This window comes from Bacillus sp. TH13, assembly GCF_016651175.1.
Lineage (GTDB): Bacteria > Bacillota > Bacilli > Bacillales > Bacillaceae_G > Bacillus_A > Bacillus_A thuringiensis_S.
This window is the reverse complement of the sequence record NZ_JAEKEJ010000025.1, coordinates 1,977,302-1,995,591: the sequence shown is the minus strand read 5'-3', so window position 1 is coordinate 1,995,591 and position 18,290 is coordinate 1,977,302. Positions and strand designations below refer to the sequence as shown.

Below are 18,290 nucleotides of genomic sequence, written 5' to 3'. Positions count from 1 at the left end.
GGCAACGTTTTCCTTGTAAAGATTAACCTTTATTTTTCCGAATGTTCAAAATACATTGTTTTTCAGATTTTTTACTCATATAATTTCATCTAAACACAATTTTTGAGGGGTGGACAGTACTATGAAAGAAATTCAAGTTGGGTTATTAGGTCTTGGGACAGTGGGTAGCGGTGTAGTTCGTATTATTACGGATCATCAAGAAAGACTCATACACCAAGTAGGTTGTCCAGTGAAGGTAACGAAAGTATTAGTGCAAAACATTGAGAAAGAGAGAGAGGTAGAGGTACCTTCTACTCTATTAACACAAGATGCAAATGAAATTTTAGATAATCCAAATATTGATGTTGTCATCGAAGTAATGGGTGGCATTGATGATGCAAAATTATATATTTTACAAGCTTTAAAAAGCGGAAAGCATGTTGTAACTGCAAATAAAGACTTAATGGCATTACATGGAGCTGAATTATTAGCGACAGCAAAAGATAATAAAACTGATCTCTTCTATGAAGCGAGTGTGGCAGGGGGAATTCCAATTCTACGCAGTATTGTAGAAGGACTTTCTTCAGATCTTATTACGAAAGTCATGGGAATTGTAAATGGAACGACAAATTTTATTTTGACGAAAATGTCAGACGAAGGGAGAGCATATAACGACGTGTTAAAAGAAGCCCAACAACTTGGATTTGCAGAAGCAGATCCAACATCAGATGTAGAAGGTTTAGATGCAGCAAGAAAAATGACGATTTTAGCTACTCTCGGTTTCTCTACAAATGTAGAGCTTGGAGATGTGAAAGTAAAGGGAATTACCTCTATTACAGAGGAAGATATTGAATACAGTAAGAGCTTAGGTTATACAATTAAATTAATCGGTCTTGCAAAACGAGATGGTGAAAAATTGGAGGTTACGGTTGAACCAACTTTACTTCCAAATACACATCCTCTTGCGGCAGTACAAAATGAATATAACGCTGTGTATGTGTACGGTGAAGCAGTTGGGGAAACGATGTTTTATGGACCAGGGGCAGGAAGTTTACCGACAGCGACAGCTGTTGTTTCGGATTTAGTTGCTGTAATGCAAAATATTAGATTAGGGGTAACAGGAAATAGTGCTGTAGTCCCACAATATCAAAAAGTATTAAAAGAGCCAGACGAAATTGTCGTGAAAAAGTTTTTAAGACTGCATGTAAAAGACGAAATTGGTGTATTTGCAAAAATTACTTCATTGTTCTCTGAGCGCGGAGTTAGCTTTGAGAAAATTATTCAAATGCCGCTTGAAGAGAAAGGAAAGGCTGAAATTGTAATTGTAACGCATCGTGCGTCTCTTGCTGATTATGATTATATTCTACATACGTTGCAAGGGTATGAAGAAATAGATTGTTTGAAAGCGAACTATCGAATTGAAGGGGATGCTAAGTAGTATCTCTTACCATAAAACAGAAAGAGCCTATTAAGCAGCTTGCTTAATAGGCTCTTTTCTATTTAAAATCTGCGTACCAACTTGAATAAATGCTTGGATAATCCAGCCTGTTGTAAAGGATAAGATGATTGTTCCAAAATAGATGGGTCCATCTAATAAAAAGCTTAACGTTAAAAATAAAAAGGCTAATGAAATCTCTGTTCTTCTAAACGTCCATTTTTTCTTCTCAGCAACGGTTAAAACGAAAGCTTCTTGAGGCGCTGCGCAAAGGTTTGTAGAGACGTAAAGACCAATTCCAGCTCCAACGAATAGATTTCCGCAAATAAGTGTTATATATTTTGGAAGAGAGCGGATAGCGTCCATAATAGTTATAATGGAACCAATCCAATCAACAAAAAGAGAAATAAGAACCATCGTTACAATTGTACCGATTGTAATTTGTTTTTTATTCCAAAAGAGTACGATAAGTGTAAAGGCAAAGTTAATCATGAAAATCCAAAAACCAATACTTATCCCAAAATTTTGATATAGTGCAATAAAGAAGGAATCATAAGGGCTAAGTCCAAAGGAAGTAATTGTCGTCATCATATTAATACCGATGGCAAGAATGAGTAAACCGCCAATGAAAAATATATATTCTAATTTGAATCGAAGCATAGTTGTATATCCTTTCTAAATGTATTTGCTAGGAAAGGATATATTGTGGAAAGCTTACCAGGTCAAGAGAGAATTTTTGTGAGAAGGGGAAAGTGAGATGACAAATATAAGAAAGATTGCTGAACTTGCTGGAGTATCTGTTTCAACTGTTTCACGTGTACTAAATAATCATCCGTACGTAAATGAACAGAAACGAAAAGAAATTTTAGCGATTATAGAAGAATTAAATTACACGCAAAACGTGAATGCAATTCATTTAGTGAAAGGAAAAACGAATGTAATTGGCGTTTTATTGCCACACGTAAATGATCAATATTATAGCGCTATTATCGAGGGGATATCAAAAGAAACGGCAAAGAATAATTATAATATGATGCTTTGCCAGACAAATTATAGCGAAGAAAGAGAACTAGAAATTTTAAATATGTTAAAAATGAAAAAGCTTGATGGGGTTATTATTTGTTCTCGGGCAAATAGTAAGGAGAAGCTTGAAGAATATACGAAATTCGGCCCGATTGTTATGTGTGAAGAAATAGATTCAAAATGCATTTCAAGTGTCCATATTGATTACTACAAAGTATTTTCACGTGGGATGAAAAGCTTAATAGATGCCGGTCATACAAGTATTGGATATTGTATTGGAAGAAGTAATAGCGTTAATAGCCAAAGACGAAAGAAGGCGTATGAAGATTCGCTTCAACAGAGTATCGTAACACCGTTAGAGACCTGGAAATTTGAGGGGTGTTTTACAGTGGAAGATGGACGCAATGTAATTAGAGAATGGGCTCATATGTCAGTAAAACCGACGGCGTTCCTTGTATCTTGTAACCATATTGCAGCGGGGATGGTTACAGAAGCAAACAAACAAGGAATTCGTATTCCAGAGGATATTACGATTATTGGGTGTGATGATCAAGAGGTGGCAGATATATTGGGTATAACGACGATTTCGCATTCTAGTAAAAACGTTGGAGTGAAAGCATTTGAATTATTATATGAAAAGATTAATGAAGAGAAATTAGATGTGAAGCATATAGAGTTATTACCAGAGTTAGTAGATAGAGAAACGACATAATTGAGAAGGTGTGAAAATCGCTTTTCAAAATTTCGTTTGGTATAATTATGGACAATCTATGAGGGCTAAAAGGGGTTTTGATATGAGATCAAAAGTAGTAAAAGTAATTCTACTCATTACAATTGCATCTTTCTGTGTATTTGCATATGGCTTTGTTTCAGGTGTAAATGATGTATTAAATCCGAAAGCTTCAAATTTAATTAAAAAGACCGATGTAGTGGCGAAAGAGAAAAAGAAAACAGGAACGTTACAAATCGTTAGTTTAGGTGATTCATTAACGCGTGGCGTTGGTGATAAAGAAGGAATTGGCTATGTTGGGCGAATGAAAGAGGATTTACAAAAAGATTATAAGCAAAAAATTGCATTAACAAATTTAGCAGTTAGTGGTGCAAAAATGCCCGATTTATTAAAACAAATTGAAAGTAGTGGCGCTCAATATTCAATTAAGCAAGCAGATGTAATCGTGTTAACGATTGGTGGGAATGATTTGTTCCCAGGCTGGGAATCGCTTGGGAAAATAGATTTAGAGACGTATCGTCCTGATACAGAAACATTTCAAAATGAAGCAAAGAAAATTATAGAAGAAATTCGTAAATTAAATACAGATAGTCCGATTTTTTGGCTTGGTTTATACAATCCTTTTGAAGATGTAGAAGATTTAAAAGGGTCTTCAAACATTGTTGTGGACTGGAATGCATCTTTAGAGAAGCTAGCACTAAACGATAAAAATGTGTATATTACACCGACATTTGATTTATTCCAAAACCGTGGAAAAGATTTATTATACTCTGATCATTTTCATCCGAATGAAGTAGGTTATACGTATATGGCAGAACGTTTAGTTCAAAATGTTGTAAGTAAATTAAAACTAGAACAAGGAGGGGTAAAATGACGACGATACTTTCCGTACGAGACTTGAAGAAGGTAATTGGAAAGAAGACTCTTGTAGAGAATATTTCCTTTGATGTAAAGCAAGGAGAAGTGTTCGGGTTCCTAGGACCAAATGGCGCTGGAAAGACGACTACCATTCGAATGTTAGTCGGATTAATTAAGGCAACAGAAGGTACAATTTCTATCGGTGGTTATTCGATTAAGGACAATTTCAGAGAAGCGATGCGTCAAATTGGTAGTATCGTTGAAAACCCAGAGTTGTATACATATTTAACGGGATGGGAAAATTTAAAGCAATTTGCTCGTATGTTAGGTGATATATCAGATGAACGTATTATTGAAATTGCTAAAATGGTTCATTTGGATGAAAGAATTCATGACAAGGTAAAAACGTACTCACTTGGTATGAAACAGCGCCTTGGAATTGCGCAGGCGCTCCTTGGGAATCCTAAATTACTTATATTAGATGAGCCAACGAATGGTTTAGATCCAGCTGGGATTAGAGAACTTAGGGAATTTATACATAAGCTTGTGAAAGAAGAAAATATGAGCGTGTTTATTTCAAGTCACTTGCTAAGTGAAGTGCAAATGATATGCGATCGCGTTGCTATTATTCATAAAGGAAAGATGATAACTGTTGCACCAATTGAAGAATTAATTAAAACAGCAAGTGATCGTGTAGAATGGATTGTTACACCAATTTCTAAGGCGAAAGATATGCTAGAAGCGGCCGAAGCAGTAAGAGAAGTGAGTGTAGAAGGCGAGCGATTATTATGCCGCATGGATATTGCATCTATAAGTAGTTGGAATAAACACTTTGTAGAAAATGAAATAGATGTACATAGCGTTAAGGAGCTTGTATTTACGCTAGAAGATTTATTTATTGAACTCACAAGGGGTGAGCAGCATGCGTGAATTTGCGAATCTAGTTTTAAATGAATCAGAAAAGATTTACCGTAAGAAACGTATTTTTGTTGTCATGCTTATTTTAGCAATCTTGATCCCGCTTTTTGTGTATGCGCAGTATCGTGAAATAGAAACGACACAAAAAAGACTCGGTACAACTGATTGGAAGGTTTCATTGCAACAGCAAATTGTTGATTCTCAGAATCGGTTGAACAATTCTAGATTGCCAGAAGAATGGCGTGATTGGTTAAAGGTAAGAGTTGAGCAACAACAATATTATTTAGATCATGATATTAACCCGATGGCGCCGGGTGCACCGACTTTTGTCAGAGCATTTATTGAACAAGGAATTACATTGTTTATTCCGCTTCTCGTAATGATTGTCGCCATTGATATCGTTTCAGGAGAACGAAGTGATGGGACGATGAAGATGTTACTTACGCGGCCGATCCGGCGCTGGAAAATACTCCTTAGTAAATACGTGACGATGTTATTTTTCATTTCGCTCATACTGTTTCTTGTAGGTTTGTTTGCTTACATATTATCAGGGCTTGTATTTGGGTACTCGGGATGGAATTTACCTGTTTTAACAGGATTCGTCATTGATAAGGAAACGTTAAATACGAACTTTGTGCATCTTATTCCGCAGTGGCAATACATCTTAATGGCTTATGGACTAGCCTGGTTTGTTGCTATTGTTGTCGGAACTATATCATTTATGGTCTCTGTTTTAATTCGTAATACACCAGCTGGTATGGGCGTTATGCTAGCTGCATTAATTGCAGGTGGTATCTTAAGCTCATTCGCAACATCTTGGGAAGGCGCGAAATATATTTTTAGCGTGAATTTATCATTAACGGATTATTTATCAGGAAAATTACCTGCATTACAAGGCTTATCAATGGGATTTTCTTTGATGAATTTAACTGTTTGGGCAGTTGTTTCTCTTATTATTTCGTTCTTAGTATTTACAAAACAGGATATGTTGAATTAATTGGAAAGGAAGTGAAAGCATGAAAAATGTTTTAAAAAATGATTGGGGACCATTATTGGCACCAGAATTCGAGAAAGAGTATTATCTTACTCTATCCAGTTTTTTGACAGAAGAATACAGCGCGCATGTTGTTTATCCGAAGGTAGAAGATATTTTTAACGCTCTTCAGTATACAAGTTATGAAAATACAAAGGTTGTTATTTTAGGACAAGATCCGTATCATGGACCGAATCAAGCGCATGGTTTAAGCTTTTCTGTACAACCTGGTGTTAAAACACCACCATCATTGTTAAACATGTATAAGGAGCTTCGAGATGAATATGGTTATGAAATTCCGAATAACGGTTATTTAGTAAAATGGGCGGAGCAAGGAGTATTACTACTAAATACCGTATTAACAGTTCGTCAAAGTGAAGCAAATTCTCATAAGGGAAAAGGATGGGAGCACTTCACAGATCGTGTGATTCAACTGTTGAATGAACGTGAAAAGCCAGTTATTTTCATATTGTGGGGGCGCCATGCGCAGGCGAAGAAGAAGTTAATTACGAATCCGAATCATCATATTATCGAGTCTGTACATCCAAGTCCATTATCGGCAAGACGTGGTTTCTTTGGTAGTAAGCCATACTCTAAAGTAAATACGATTTTAGCTAATATGGGCGAAAGAGAAATTGATTGGGAAATTCCAAATTTATAAATAGAAAAGGTAGTTAACAGTCGTTAACTACCTTTTTATTATTATTGTTGCTCGTTCTTTAATTTTGCATCTAGTACAAAAGTACCGAATGGGATAACTGATGAAACGAATGCTCCAAGTGCCCATAAAATTGATTTACGGTGCACGATTGTTACTTGAATTACTGCAAAGATGAATAGAATAAATAGAACACCATGAGCCATGCCTGTAATTTTAACAGCTGTTGCAAATCCTGCGAAATATTTCAATGGCATTGCTACAAATAATAGTAATAGGAAAGAAATACCCTCAACTAGTCCAATTGCTCTTAATCGTCCGATTGGTGTAGATAACATAAAGTAGCCTCCTTTAACGTATGCTTGTATATAGTAAATTTGTATTCTTTTTCAAAATAAAATAGTCTATTTTGTTTCATTATATACAAAAAGAAAGTTTACACTACGAGAATAGTGCAAAGTTCAAAATATAGTCACAAAAGCATGAGAATTTAAATAAAAACCTATTTGAAGTATTTGACTTCAAATAGGTTTTGTGAATGAAAATATTAAACAAGTACATCCGTTTTTAAAACGAATTTCTCTACAACTTTTGCAACACCATCGTTCATATTTGTATCTGTTACGTAGTTTGCAATTTCTTTAATATCATCAGGTGCATTGCCCATTGCAACGCCAAGACCAGCAAATTCAATCATTGCTTGGTCGTTATAGCTATCGCCCATTGCGATAACTTCTTCACGCTTAATGCCAAGCTTTTGAATCAGTTTGTTTAAGCTCGTTCCTTTTGTAACACCGGCTTCGGTAAATTCTAAGAAGAATGGTTTCGAACGCATCACGCTTAATTGGCCTTCTAGTTGTTTTTGTAGTTTCTTTTCAACTTCAACAAGGCGTTCAGCTTCTTTATTCATTAATACTTTTACTACAGGCTCTTTAACTGCGGCTTTAAAGTCATCTACTACAACAATTGGCATACCAGTAATATCGCCCTCAATTTCAGTATAAGGATTATTTTCTTCCGTTACGATATCATCGCCCATATAAGTATGAATCCATACATCTTCAGTTTTACTAATTTCAAATAGATTGTGAACGATTTCAGGAGATAGCGTACTACTAAAGATTTCTTCGTTTGTTTTACAGTTAATAATTTTTGCGCCATTAAAAGATAGAATGAAACTGCCGTATTCTTCTAAACGAAGTTCTTTGGCTACATTGCGCATACCAAATGTTGGACGTCCAGAAGCAAGTACAACCTTTATCCCTTGCTCTTGTGCAGTCATTAATGCTTCTTTCGTACGAGGTGAAATAGTATGGTCATCACGTAATAAAGTATCATCTAAATCTAAAACAATCATTTTATAAGTCATATAGAAAATTCCTTTCTTTAATTGAAATCAAAATACATGTTCATGAAAATGTTGAGGAATAATAGTAAGACATCAAACCTCTTTGAAAAGAAGTAGATAAATTATTATGAGTGTGTTGCTCATAATATCGGTTAATAATCATTGGGGATGGATAAAACCCCAATGATTAAAGTTTGATTTTATCGTAACAACTCTAAAGGTAGAGTGCAATAATGGAAGTTTTCCAATTTACGATATTTGTTTTGCTGTGGAACGAGAAAATAGTATTTCTAGCAAGATTGCCATTACAGATCCAAGAACGAGACCGTTACTTAAAAACGATGCTAGAAATGGTGGAAGTGTGGAATATGCTCCTGCTGGAACAAACATAACTCCGACTCCTGTAAAGATTGAAAGACCGGCTACTTTAAATAATCGTTCTTTATCCTGGACAGTTTCGTATTCTCGAAAGGCGAGGCCGATCATGCTTGCGAATACAGGATAAATAGCGGCATAACCAACTGCAACAGGGATTGCTGCAAAGAATGAAGTGATCTTTGGAAATATACTAACGACAATAATAAAGCTTGACCCTAATATAAACGGGAGACGTTTATAAATATTAGTCGTTGCAATAAAACCTGCTGATCCAGAAATAGCGACAGGCCCAATAGCTGAAAACAGGCCGCCTAGCAATTGGTTGATTCCTGTTATAATGCCAGCTTGTTTAAAACGATCTGATGCCGCATTTTTTTCATATTTAGAGACAACCTTTTGAACAACGCGAATACTTGCTAACATATTTGTTAGAAGTAAGAGTGTAACGAAAATAACCGTAATTACCATGTTCCATTCAACACGAGGCATTCCGAAAACAAATAAGGATGGAAAACGGATTATGTCTGTCACTGGTGTTATTGGATTAGATAATCCGAAGTATGCGAATAATATCCAGCCGCATACGATACTGAAAAGAACAGAATATTGTCCAATAATAGGTAGCTTCATGATGAAAAAGGATAGTAAAATAACAATGAGTGAAAGAATAAATACGTTAGGTTGTACTTCTGTATGTTTTCCATCAAGGCCAAACATTCCCTTTAAGAAGGAGCCACTAAGCTGCGCGACAAGAAGAAATAAATATGTTCCAATGACTGTCGGTGTAAAATAGCGAACGAGTTTATCAATAAGTCCAAAAACGCTAAGAATAATACAAATAATACCGCTTAATAAGAAAGCATATTGAAGAACTTTAAGTGTCTCATTGTTTGATCCAAATAATACGACGCCTAAACTTGCGTAAAGGGAGAAAATTCCCCACCAAAGGCCAGCAGGACCTTCTTGAATAGGAAGTTTATGCCCAAATATAGCTTGCAAGAGACCAGCAAAGCCTAGAACAAATAATGTTCTTTGTACGAATGCGATAGCTTCAGCGCCATCAAGACCATAACTAGTTGCGACACTAATTGGTACAATAAGGCTTCCAGCTAAAATAAATAGTGCCCATTGTAAGGCGGAAAGAAATGTCTTCATTATATCAACCTCTTTCATAGATTCCGTTTCTAGTATATACGTATTTTATTTCCACTGGCAAAGATTGTAGATAGAGAAAAGAGTTGAAATACGGTATGAATGCACGTAAGCAATTATGGATAGCAGTTATATGTATGACTTTTGTTGTAATTCTAGGAACGATAGGATTTATGACAATTGAAGAGATTAGTTTGTTTCAAGCATTTTGGATGACGGTGATTACTGTATTGACTGTTGGATACGGAGATGCTGTTCCTGTAACGCAAGCGGGGAAAGTATTTGCGCTCCTTATTATTCCTGTTGGCGTAGGTATTGTTACGTATGCAATTGGGGTAGTGGCAGCTATGATTATTGAAGGGAATTTATTTCATGCAGTGCGGAGGAAGAAGATGGATAAACAAATAGCGCAGTTGAAAAATCATATTATAGTATGTGGTTGCGGTAGAGTGGGGCTTTAAGTTGTACATGAATTGCAAGAAAAGAAAATTCCATTTGTTGTTGTCGATAAAGATGAAAGTGTATTAGAGAAGGGAAAGCTTTTGTATATACATGGAGATGCGACGGAGGATCAAGTTTTACATCATGCTGGAATTTCAAAAGCGGCTGGTTTAGTTGCTATCGTAGCAAATGATGCTGAAAATGTATTTATTACATTAACAGCAAGAGGATTAAACGATGCAATTAAAATTGTGGCGAGATCTGAAAAGCCAGAAACTGAAGAGAAATTAAGGCGTGCGGGTGCAAATAAAGTTATTAATCCATCCAGTATGGCAGGAATTCATATTGCAAAAGGTATTGCGAATCCATTAACAGTTCATTATATTGATACAGTGCTGTATGGGATAGAACAGTCATTTGTCATTGAAGAAATTTTAGTTGGAAAAGATTCAATATTAGTTGGTAAATCGTTACTAGAGAGTGATGTGAGGAATCAGTTTGATGTAACGATATTAGCGATTTTGAGAAATGGGGATATTATACATAATCCAACGGGGCAGGAAAAACTGCAAGAACATGATATGATAATAGTATTTGGTTTAGTAGAGAAGCTGAAGCAATTTGAGAAAGAACTACAAAGTACGAGGTGATAAGGAATGCAAATATCGAGCGATAAGATTTTAAATAAAATGGCGAATGAAATTGCAAAGGCAAAAAGTAGTGAAGGACAAAAATCAAAAGATCATTTATTAGTTGTGCGTGCTTTATGCGATTTACTATTAGATGAACAGGTTGAATCTTCTACGTATAGGGAGCCGCAAATTCAATCGCAAGTAATTGGATCGCAGCCTATAAAGACAGTTCAACCAGTTATGCCAGTTTCTGGAGAACCTGTGTATATTAAAGAAGAAGGTGCAAATGGTAATTCTTTATTTGATTTTTAAGGATTAAATCGTTTGGCTTATATGAAAAAATTGCTTATGATAAAAGTAAAAAAGGGGAATTAAGATGAAAATTTTCTTTTTACTAGGTTGTATTGCAGCGGGGCTATCTGTTGCGTTAGGAGCCTTTGGAGCACACGGTTTAGAAAATAAAATTTCTGCGAAAATGTTAGAAGTTTGGAAAACAGGTGTTACATATCAAATGTTTCATGCAGGTGGACTATTCGTAGTTGCTTTATTGATGGATAAGGTTCAATCATCACTTTTAACTACTGCTGGTTGGCTTATGGTAGCTGGGATTATTATGTTTTCAGGCAGTTTGTATGCATTAAGTACGACAGGTATTAAGTTCTTTGGACCAATTACACCTCTTGGTGGTGTAGCGTTTATTGTAGCATGGATTTTAGTCGGAACTGCAGTTGTAAAAGGTTTATAAAAAAACAAAAGCTGGCATATGCCAGCTTTTTTTATGGTCTTGGAGCATAAGTTGCTTGTTGACTAGGTAAGTACGTAATTTCTTCGGGGAATTCCACATAATCTAAGTAAATCATTAATAGTAAATAACGTTTCCCTGATTGTGGCTCACTAATTACAATATGATCACGACCAGCCGCTTCAATAATACCTGTATACGATTGTGTACCGAGTGAACTACCACGTTCATACGTCATTACAACTGTGGCTTGCTTGCCCTTGTTCAAGCGGAGAATATTTTCAATATACGACTGTTCTAATGGTAACATGCCTTGAGAAACAGCATATTGAGCTTGCGCAGCTTGTTGTTGCATCGCTTGCTGCTGTTGCTGTTGTTGTGGGGTCATTTGTTGCGGTTGTACATAAGTTCCAGATGGTTGATAAAATCCAGTTCCGTAATACGGGTTTTGTTGCTGTGCCATTCAAAAATCCCTCCTTATTATCAATCCTTAATAAACGCTAGGACAATCTTCGCCAGATGGCTGGAAGAAGCAGTGCTTTTTGAAGCGACCAGAGTTTTGTTGATTATACCAAGTTGATGGACAAGGGCCTTCAGGTCTAAAAAACCATAAGGCAAAATTTGCAGGCCAAAAGCGTTGTCCCTGAATCGTTCGCCTTGCTAAAGCAATATCTTGTTCCCTTGCACGTTGATAAAAATATCCTTTTTGCGTTGCCTCAAAACCACCAGGGTTTTGATAAACCATTTGACGTAAATTACGTATTTTTTTAAAATCTAAACAATTTCCGCGGACACGATTTACCCCAACGTTTCCGACCATCAACATCCCCTGTTGACCTTCTCCTTCAGCTTCAGCACGCATCAGTCTAGCTAATAACTTTACATCTTCTTCGTTATACGCGATAACGCCCATTATGTGTCACCTCTCTTTTTGGAATCCCTTGTGGAAAGAGGTTTATCCCGCATTAACGGGCAGTAAGACTCCCACCTTAAAATTGGGCTGGAGCAAAGAAGGTGGGTGGGAGATCAAACTGCCCGTAAAAGCCCGATTGGTTCAACTAATAATCAGTGGGGATGAACAAAACCCCCACTGATTAAAGTTTCACTTTATCTCTAGATGAAGTGTGTAACAATTACTAGTTCATACGTATGAGGAAAAGGACTCAGATATGACAACCAAACGAAGTTTTACATGGAGAGAAGAAAATAAAAAAAGCTAGCGTGAGCTAGCTTTTCATCATTATTAAAATACTTTAGACCATAAGTTTGAGAAGAAATCTCCAATAGAGCGCATTGTTAGCATAAACCAATTTGCTTTTTCAACTTCCCCTGTCGTTTTTGCAGTAGCTTTCATACTTTTACTACCGTCTAAGAAACCATATTTATCAGTTGATTCTAAAGTAATTGAGCCTACTTTGGTATCTTTCTTAACAGGAGCAACTAAATGTCCATCTTCAGCAAGGGATTTATCTAATTCAGTCCCAATTTTATAAGGCTCTTTGCTACCTTTTTTCGCAATTACTGTTATTTCTTTTTCGGGTGCAACAGTTACTTGGTCTTCTTTCCCTTTTACTACAGAGATTGTATTGTTTTTATTAACTTTTAATTTTTGTTTTTCAAAGTTATTAAATCCATATTCGATTAATTCACGAGATTCTGTGAAGCGTTCATCCATTGATTTTGTTTTAATAATAACCGAGATAAGACGAACATCACCACGTTTCGCTGTAATAGTGAACCCATATCCAGCGGTATCAGAACTACCAGTTTTTAAACCGTCCGTTCCATCATAAGAGAAGGCAGCGCCTGGTAACATCCAGTTCCAGTTTTCCATACGAATCGGTTTTGGATGATTGTCTGGGAAGTTTCTAAATCTTTGTTTTGTATCCTCTAGCATTTCTGGATACTTTGTAATAATCGTTTTTGCAAGAATACCCATATCGCGAGCTGACATGGAGTTTTCTCCAGTCGGATCTGTTCCTTCAGGATGTTTTCCTTTTAAGTCAGCATTATTTAACCCGGTAGAGTTTACAAATTTATATTTCTTTAATCCTAGCTTTTTAGCATGTTCATTTGCAAGATTTAAGAAGTTTTTCTCACTTCCTGCAAGAAGTTCTGCTAAAGCGATACTAGATCCATTTGCAGAGAATATAACAATAGAATGATATAATTCTTTTACAGTATATTGACGTCCTTTTTCGAACGGTACATTAGAGAATTCATTATTACGAGAGACTTCATAAGCGTAATCAGAAATATTTACTTTCGTATCCCATGTGATTTTTCCTTCTTTAATTGCTTCTAAAACAGCGTAAACAACAATTAATTTTGACATACTAGCAATAGCTAGCAATTCATCTGGATTTTGCTCGTGAAGTATTTTTCCTGTATCTGCATCAAATAAAAGTGCAGCAGCTGCCTCAATATGTATTTTTTCTTCTGCATGGGATGTTGTTACTCCTAAGGAAGAAATTGACAATAAAAACAATAGTAAAATAGACAAGATTTTTTTCATATAGATTATCACCTTCGCATCGTTATTTAGCATATAGCTCGTATCATTTTAGCATATATTTATATATAAAAAGGTTACAATTTTACAAGAAATTTGAAAAAATGTTGGTTTTTCTTCAAAAATGCAGAAAAAAGGAGATTTTTGAGGATAAATATAGAGAAGAATAAAAAAAGGAACGAATTTCGTTCCTTTTCACCATTTATATGTGTAAAAATTTCTCTACTTTTTCGTCTGGTAAAATGTTTCCAACGAAGAATGTTCCAAACTCACCATAACGAGCACTTACTTCATCGAAGCGCATTTCATATATAAGTTTTTTAAATTGAAGAACATCGTCAGCGAATAATGTTACGCCCCATTCGAAATCGTCGAATCCAACAGATCCTGAAATCACTTGGCGTACTTTACCTGCATATTGACGTCCAATTTTACTATGACTGTACATCATTTTTTTACGCTCTTCCATAGGAAGCATGTACCAGTTGTCATCACCTTGGCGACGCTTATCCATTGGATAGAAGCAAATATGATTTGCTTTCGGCAATTCAGGATATAAGCGAGCTAAAATTTGCGGGTTTTGGTATGGATCCTCATCAGCTGGAAGATAGTTGCTTAATTCAACAACAGATACGTAAGAATATGCAGGAACCATATATTCAGCTAAAGTTGTTTTATTCAATTCTGTCTCAATTTCATTTAACTCTTCCATTGTTGGACGTAAAATCATAAGCATAATATCAGCTTTTTGGCCAACAACTGTATACATTGCGTGACTACCTTTTTTCGCAGTAGCTACTTCGTTCCATTTTTCAACGACATTTAAAAATTCAGACACTGCTTGTCCGCGTTCGTCGCTAGATAATGTTTTCCATGCAGCCCAATCAATAGAACGTAAATCATGTAAACAATACCAGCCATCTAACGTTGTTGTTGCTTCACTCATTCTATTCACCTCAGTTAATGATAGTTTTACACGTTAACTATAGCATATATAGTTTTAAAATAATCTATATAAAACCTTGGCGCATAAAATTGTCACATTTAAGAGTTTAAGTAAGGTGAATTTCCTGGCTGAATTTTATGAAAATATAATCATTTTTATTTTATCTATTTTTTGGGAGCTATAAGTTTAAAATATAGAAGAAAAGCAGTATTCTTAAAGATAGAGTTTTTTAACATATGTAGGAGGGTTTATTCGTGAGCAACTTATTTACAACAGTAAAAGAAAAAGTTCAAGGAAAAGGCATTTCTATCGTACTTCCTGAAGGAACTGATGAAAGAATTTTAGGCGCTGCAGAGCGTTTAGCAAAAGAAGAGTTAGTAAAACCAATCTTAGTTGGTAATAAGGAAGAAATTAGCGCAAAAGCTGCTAGCATGAATTTAACATTAGCAGGCGTTGATATTTATGACCCAGCTACATATGAAGAAATGGATGCAATGGTAGCATCTTTCGTTGAACGCCGTAAAGGTAAAGCAACTGAAGAAGACGCTCGCAAAATCCTTAAAGACGAAAACTACTTCGGTACAATGCTTGTATACATGGGCAAAGCACACGGTTTAGTAAGTGGTGCAGCTCACTCTACAGCTGATACAGTTCGTCCAGCACTTCAAATCATTAAAACAAAACCAGGCGTTACAAAAACTTCTGGCGTATTCATCATGGTACGTGAAGAAGAGAAATATGTATTCGCTGATTGCGCAATTAACATTGCACCAAACAGCCAAGATTTAGCTGAAATTGGTATCGAGAGTGCAAAAACTGCTGAATTATTCGGTATTGACCCACGCGTTGCTATGTTAAGCTTCTCTACAAAAGGTTCTGCGAAATCTCCAGAAACAGAAAAAGTTGTAGAAGCAACTCGCATTGCAAAAGAAATGGCTCCAGAATTAACTTTAGATGGAGAATTCCAATTCGATGCTGCATTCGTACCATCTGTAGCTGAGAAAAAAGCTCCAGGTTCTACAATTCAAGGTGATGCTAACGTATTCGTATTCCCAAGCTTAGAAGCTGGTAATATCGGTTACAAAATCGCTCAACGTTTAGGTAACTTCGAAGCAGTAGGACCAATCTTACAAGGTTTAAACATGCCTGTAAATGACCTATCTCGTGGATGTAACGAAGAAGAAGTGTACAAGTTAGCTTTAATTACAGCAGCTCAAGCACTTTAATTCTATAATGAATTGAAATAAAGACCGTCGCTATTATAGCGACGGTCTTTATTTTTCTAAGCCAAGTGCTTTATTGTTACGATCAATAATCCGTTGTAAATTCGTCTCATATAAAGGTATTTCATCTATTGTTAATTGAGATGGTGTTAACTTTGGAGCGAATTGCTGCAATGTTTTTAAAAGGCGCATCATTAAATCTTGTACTGTAATGGTTTCGCCAAGTAATTCTGAAAGTGAAGCCATCGTACTCGGTACAATTTCAGGATACGTAAAGCGTGTTTCTTCTCCTTGAATGGCTAGGTTATAGAAATCACGAACGAGTGCGGCACGCTCAGAGCCACTTCCTGTAGCACAAAGATAAATTTGGACAGCGACACCCCCGCGAATACGGCGCTGTGAAATGCCAGCGAATTTTTGATCGCGAATACTTAAGTCATAGCTACCAGGACAGTAAGAACCTACAATTTCTTTTGCCTCGATTGTAACATCATAGTCGTGTAACATCTCCTGAATTAAGTGCCACATCGTATCGTATCCAAGATCAATATCAATCCCTTTTTCCGTCTCTTGGAATAAAAGTGATACGTTTAGAACACCTTCATCAAGTACGACTGCAAGTCCACCGGAATTACGAACGATAACATTGAAGTTGTTTTCTTTTAAAAAGGAAATCCCTTCCTCTAAGTGTGGTAGGCGTGAATCTTGAATGCCAAGAACAATTGTATTGTGATGAACCCAAGAACGCATTGTTGCAGCTGATTGACCATTTCCGATACTTGTACATAACGTGTCATCCATTGCGAATGACTGTAATGCATGGAATGTTGGTCCTAAACTAGACTGATCTACAATACGCCACTCTGGCTGAGATAAAATGGAACGGGAATTGCTCATATAACTAACCCCTTATCTTTAAAATGACAATCTCTATTATACCAAAAAAATGAAGAATGGAGTTTTCTCATATATAAAGGGGAGGTTTAGGTGTGAAAGAACAAAAAGGATGCATTACATGCATCCTTTTTATTCTGCAATTTTTTCTAAATTACCGTTTCGATCCATTCGGAAAGATGTTTGAGAACGTTCTTCGTCATCCATGACTGCCAACTTACGAGCTCGGTTCATAATGTTCATAAGTGTTTCGTAATCTTCTTGTACAGTATGAGATTGCTTTTCTAATTTTTCTAGTTTCTTTTCTAGTTCTTCATTTCGAAGGATTTGTGCTTTAATTTCTTGTTTCAATCTCGTATTCTCGTTTTCAAGAGCTGTTACTTTTATATTTGAGGATCCAACTGTTTGTAAGAAATAAATAACATCTTGCATTGTCATAGAGCTTTTTGCAACAGGAACGGTAGATTCTTGATATGGAATAGCCTCTTTATATTGTACAATTGATTCCTCTTGTACGAATTCTTCATAATCAGTTATCGAATCTGAAGCTGGTGGTGTATAAAGTAAACGTTTTTTCGCTTGCTCACCGCTTGCAGCGCGCATTTTATCTTTACGATGTTTTTTTGCTAGTTGAAGAGCTTGTTCATAGCTATAGCGAACGACAGCATTCCAGCGGAAACCACAGGCAGCGGATGTTCGATTTAACTGGTCCCCTACTTCCTCAAATGCATTTAATTGCGTACTTCCTTCTCGAACATGACGAAGTACCGTTTCAGCAAGTAATAAATCATCCTCATCTGTCCAAGCATCTTGTCTTACTTTCATAGATTCAACTCCCTTTCTTTTTATGAACTTCCTATTTTTATAATGGGCAAAAAAATAAACTTTTATACAAAGCTTTTAAAAATATGGTAGATTTCGATGAAAGGTAAAAATTTTCCCATGAATGGTGAGCGCTTCTGTAGGAGAGCATATAAATATGTAGCATTATGTAGAGAATAGGCCCTGTAGGGAAACTTGCAACGAGCTTCAAAGAACGGTAAAATACCATTTAGTGTTTATTTTTAAATGTACTTGAGAAAAGTTTAAAATAGAGGAAGTGTTATATAATGGGAAACGAATTTCGCGTGTGCGATGACTGTCAGGCAACGAACGTTAAAACGTTAGTTCCGAAGTTAAAAAAAGTAGATTCATGTGCAACGATTGAAGTTGGATGTCAGTCTTACTGTGGTCCTGGTCGTAAAAAATCATTCGCATTTGTAAATAACCGTCCAGTTGCGGCTCCAACAGAAGATGAGTTAATCGTAAAAATTGAAGCAAAGTTAAATAAGTAAGAAAAAGAAGAGTGAAAAGATTACTCTTCTTTTTTATGCCCATAGGAGGAACGA

The 18,290-nt window shown here is 36.0% G+C and carries 20 protein-coding genes and 1 pseudogene; 11 read left to right on the top strand and 10 right to left on the bottom strand.

Going from position 1 to position 18,290, the window contains the following annotated elements; all coding sequences use genetic code 11:
• Positions 1–121 precede the first annotated feature (121 nt).
• On the top strand, positions 122–1,417 hold the full coding sequence (locus JFU02_RS18705) for a homoserine dehydrogenase (protein WP_086407121.1): 1,296 nt from the start codon (positions 122–124) through the stop codon (positions 1,415–1,417).
• Between the two features lie 30 nt (positions 1,418–1,447).
• Here JFU02_RS18705 and JFU02_RS18700 read toward each other — a convergent pair whose 3' ends face one another.
• Positions 1,448–2,074 carry a YczE/YyaS/YitT family protein gene (locus tag JFU02_RS18700; protein WP_000943409.1) on the bottom strand — a complete coding sequence of 209 codons (627 nt, stop codon included), beginning with the start codon at positions 2,072–2,074 and terminating at the stop codon, positions 1,448–1,450.
• Positions 2,075–2,171: 97 nt separating this feature from the next.
• On the opposite strand from JFU02_RS18700, the gene JFU02_RS18695 reads away from it, so the two are divergent.
• From JFU02_RS18695 to JFU02_RS18675, 5 genes are read left to right on the top strand one after another with little or no spacing between them, the layout of a single operon-like run.
• Complete coding sequence (locus JFU02_RS18695; RefSeq protein WP_000181961.1) at positions 2,172–3,149, top strand: LacI family DNA-binding transcriptional regulator; 978 nt, start codon at positions 2,172–2,174, stop codon at positions 3,147–3,149.
• Positions 3,150–3,159: 10 nt separating this feature from the next.
• Positions 3,160–4,041, top strand: a complete 882-nt coding sequence (locus JFU02_RS18690; RefSeq protein WP_116365991.1) for an SGNH/GDSL hydrolase family protein — start codon at positions 3,160–3,162, stop codon at positions 4,039–4,041.
• A complete protein-coding gene (locus JFU02_RS18685) occupies positions 4,038–4,955 on the top strand; it encodes an ABC transporter ATP-binding protein (protein ID WP_000207711.1) in 918 nt (305 codons plus the stop codon). The genes JFU02_RS18690 and JFU02_RS18685 overlap by 4 nt, the downstream gene beginning before the upstream one ends.
• Complete coding sequence (locus tag JFU02_RS18680; RefSeq protein ID WP_001206475.1) at positions 4,948–5,940, top strand: ABC transporter permease subunit; 993 nt, start codon at positions 4,948–4,950, stop codon at positions 5,938–5,940. The genes JFU02_RS18685 and JFU02_RS18680 overlap by 8 nt, the downstream gene beginning before the upstream one ends.
• A 19-nt stretch (positions 5,941–5,959) precedes the next feature.
• Positions 5,960–6,637 (top strand): uracil-DNA glycosylase, encoded by a 678-nt coding sequence (locus JFU02_RS18675; RefSeq protein ID WP_201071426.1) that lies wholly within the window; start codon positions 5,960–5,962, stop codon positions 6,635–6,637.
• Positions 6,638–6,678: 41 nt separating this feature from the next.
• Here JFU02_RS18675 and JFU02_RS18670 read toward each other — a convergent pair whose 3' ends face one another.
• The 3 genes from JFU02_RS18670 to JFU02_RS18660 form a co-directional block, all read right to left on the bottom strand.
• Positions 6,679–6,972, bottom strand: a complete 294-nt coding sequence (locus JFU02_RS18670) for a DUF3817 domain-containing protein (RefSeq protein WP_000953396.1) — start codon at positions 6,970–6,972, stop codon at positions 6,679–6,681.
• Positions 6,973–7,181: 209 nt separating this feature from the next.
• Positions 7,182–8,003 (bottom strand): Cof-type HAD-IIB family hydrolase, encoded by an 822-nt coding sequence (locus JFU02_RS18665; RefSeq protein WP_000221363.1) that lies wholly within the window; start codon positions 8,001–8,003, stop codon positions 7,182–7,184.
• 228 nt (positions 8,004–8,231) lie between these two features.
• Positions 8,232–9,515 (bottom strand): purine/pyrimidine permease, encoded by a 1,284-nt coding sequence (locus tag JFU02_RS18660; RefSeq protein WP_000847025.1) that lies wholly within the window; start codon positions 9,513–9,515, stop codon positions 8,232–8,234.
• A gap of 95 nt (positions 9,516–9,610) precedes the next feature.
• On the opposite strand from JFU02_RS18660, the pseudogene JFU02_RS18655 reads away from it, so the two are divergent.
• From JFU02_RS18655 to JFU02_RS18645, 3 genes and pseudogenes are all read left to right on the top strand, one after another.
• Positions 9,611–10,603: pseudogene (locus JFU02_RS18655) on the top strand (potassium channel family protein).
• Positions 10,604–10,609: 6 nt separating this feature from the next.
• Positions 10,610–10,897, top strand: coding sequence for a YwdI family protein (locus tag JFU02_RS18650; protein WP_001167339.1), 288 nt, complete (start codon positions 10,610–10,612; stop codon positions 10,895–10,897).
• Between the two features lie 64 nt (positions 10,898–10,961).
• Complete coding sequence (locus tag JFU02_RS18645; RefSeq protein WP_000688315.1) at positions 10,962–11,330, top strand: DUF423 domain-containing protein; 369 nt, start codon at positions 10,962–10,964, stop codon at positions 11,328–11,330.
• Between the two features lie 31 nt (positions 11,331–11,361).
• Here JFU02_RS18645 and gerQ read toward each other — a convergent pair whose 3' ends face one another.
• The 4 genes from gerQ to hemQ all read right to left on the bottom strand — a co-directional run bounded on the left by gerQ (position 11,362) and on the right by hemQ (position 14,785).
• A complete protein-coding gene (gerQ, locus tag JFU02_RS18640; protein ID WP_000068648.1) occupies positions 11,362–11,790 on the bottom strand; it encodes a spore coat protein GerQ in 429 nt (142 codons plus the stop codon).
• A 27-nt stretch (positions 11,791–11,817) separates the two neighbouring features.
• Positions 11,818–12,240 carry a cell wall hydrolase CwlJ gene (gene cwlJ / locus JFU02_RS18635; protein WP_000538161.1) on the bottom strand — a complete coding sequence of 141 codons (423 nt, stop codon included), beginning with the start codon at positions 12,238–12,240 and terminating at the stop codon, positions 11,818–11,820.
• A gap of 330 nt (positions 12,241–12,570) precedes the next feature.
• On the bottom strand, positions 12,571–13,842 hold the full coding sequence (locus JFU02_RS18630) for a serine hydrolase (protein ID WP_098222277.1): 1,272 nt from the start codon (positions 13,840–13,842) through the stop codon (positions 12,571–12,573).
• A 199-nt stretch (positions 13,843–14,041) separates the two neighbouring features.
• Positions 14,042–14,785 (bottom strand): hydrogen peroxide-dependent heme synthase, encoded by a 744-nt coding sequence (hemQ, locus tag JFU02_RS18625; RefSeq protein ID WP_001287595.1) that lies wholly within the window; start codon positions 14,783–14,785, stop codon positions 14,042–14,044.
• 254 nt (positions 14,786–15,039) lie between these two features.
• Between hemQ and pta the strand changes: the two genes are divergently transcribed.
• A complete protein-coding gene (pta, locus tag JFU02_RS18620) occupies positions 15,040–16,011 on the top strand; it encodes a phosphate acetyltransferase (RefSeq protein WP_000067216.1) in 972 nt (323 codons plus the stop codon).
• Between the two features lie 48 nt (positions 16,012–16,059).
• On the opposite strand, the gene lipL is transcribed toward pta, so the two are convergent.
• On the bottom strand, positions 16,060–16,905 hold the full coding sequence (gene lipL, locus JFU02_RS18615) for an octanoyl-[GcvH]:protein N-octanoyltransferase (protein WP_000071955.1): 846 nt from the start codon (positions 16,903–16,905) through the stop codon (positions 16,060–16,062).
• A gap of 129 nt (positions 16,906–17,034) precedes the next feature.
• The gene (locus JFU02_RS18610; protein WP_000868355.1) at positions 17,035–17,727 is read right to left on the bottom strand and encodes an RsfA family transcriptional regulator; all 693 of its coding nucleotides are present in this window, start codon (positions 17,725–17,727) and stop codon (positions 17,035–17,037) included.
• A 284-nt stretch (positions 17,728–18,011) separates the two neighbouring features.
• Between JFU02_RS18610 and JFU02_RS18605 the strand changes: the two genes are divergently transcribed.
• Positions 18,012–18,236 (top strand): YuzB family protein, encoded by a 225-nt coding sequence (locus JFU02_RS18605; protein ID WP_000526079.1) that lies wholly within the window; start codon positions 18,012–18,014, stop codon positions 18,234–18,236.
• Positions 18,237–18,290 lie beyond the last annotated feature (54 nt).